This window comes from Streptomyces sp. NPDC048275 (assembly GCF_040652275.1).
GTDB lineage: Bacteria > Actinomycetota > Actinomycetes > Streptomycetales > Streptomycetaceae > Streptomyces.
The window spans coordinates 1-1,330 of the sequence record NZ_JBEZLR010000261.1 but is presented as its reverse complement, the minus strand read 5'-3'; the positions used below and the strand labels follow the sequence as shown (position 1 = coordinate 1,330).

The 1,330-nt window shown below is 67.4% G+C and carries 1 protein-coding gene; it reads left to right on the top strand.

Features of this window, described 5'->3' with window-relative positions; genetic code table 11:
- The first annotated feature begins 78 nt into the window (after nucleotides 1-78).
- On the top strand, nucleotides 79-1,302 hold the full coding sequence (locus tag AB0D57_RS47810) for an IS110 family transposase (RefSeq protein ID WP_362088786.1): 1,224 nt from the start codon (nucleotides 79-81) through the stop codon (nucleotides 1,300-1,302).
- The last annotated feature ends 28 nt before the right edge of the window (nucleotides 1,303-1,330 follow it).

Here is a 1,330-nt window from a genome sequence, read left to right as displayed (position 1 = left end):
CACTGGATCCATTAGGCCGCGTGCCGAGCCTTCCGCAGGCTACGCCGCGGTACGAGGAACGCACTTGGGGAGGGTTTGTTGCTGCTGATCGGTGATGACTGGGCCGAGGATCACCATGATGTCGAGCTCCAGGATGAGAGCGGCCGGAAGCTGGCTGCCGCCAATCTGCCCGAAGGCGTGGCGGGCATCGCCAAGCTCCACGAACTCGTCGCCCGCCACGGTGGCGAGCTGGAGCCGAGTGAGGTGGTCGTCGGCATCGAGACCGACCGGGGCTCGTGGGTGCAGGCCCTGATCGTCTCCGGCTATCAGGTCTACGCCATCAACCCCCGGCAGGTCGCCCGGTTCAAGGAGCGATACGCCTCCTCGCAAGCCAAGAGCGACAAGGGCGACGCCCACGCGCTCGCCGACATGGTCCGCATCGACCGCGACCGCCTGCGGCCGGTAGCCGGGGACAGTCAGGCCGCCCAGGCCGTGAAGGTCGTCGCACGGGCCCACCAGACCCTGATCTGGGAACGCACCCGCACCTTCCAGCGGCTTCGCAGCACGCTGCGCGAGTACTTCCCCGCCGCCCTGAGCGCCTACACCGACCTTGCCTTGACCAGCACGGACGCACTGGAACTGCTGATCAAGGCGCCCACCCCCGCAGCAGCGGCGAAGCTGACCCGCACCCAGATCACCGCCGTTCCGGCCCGCCACCGCCGACGCAACCGCGACGCGAAAGCGGCCACCATCCAAACAGCCCTGCGCGAGCAGCAGCTCGCTCTGCCCGAGCAGGTCACTGCCGCCTACGCGGCCACCGCTACCGCTCACGCTCGGCTGATCATCGCGCTGAACGAGCAGATCGCTGCGATGGAAGAGCAGGTGAAGGTCCATTTCCTGAAGCACCCCGACACTGAGATCTACCTCTCGATGCCCGGTATCGCAGAGGTCACCGGCGCCCGGGTGCTCGCCGAGTTCGGAGACGACCCCGATCGATACGCCTCCGCGAAGGCCCGCAAGAACTACGCCGGCACCAGCCCTGTCACCCGAGCCTCTGGCAAGAGCCACACCGTCCAGGCCCGCTACGTCCGCAACAACCGCCTGGCCGACGCGCTCCAGACCCAAGCCTTCTGTGCTCTGCGGGCATCGCCCGGAGCCCGCCGCTACTACGACAAGCAACGAGCACGCGAGCTCGGCTACAACCCTGCTCTTCGCCAGCTCGGCAACCGACTCGTCGGCATCCTCCACGGCTGCCTCAGGACCCGAACCACTTACGACGAAGCAACCGCGTGGTCACACCACGCCTCCCCCCAGCCCGCTTGACATCCCAACGACATGGAGTGTCTGACCT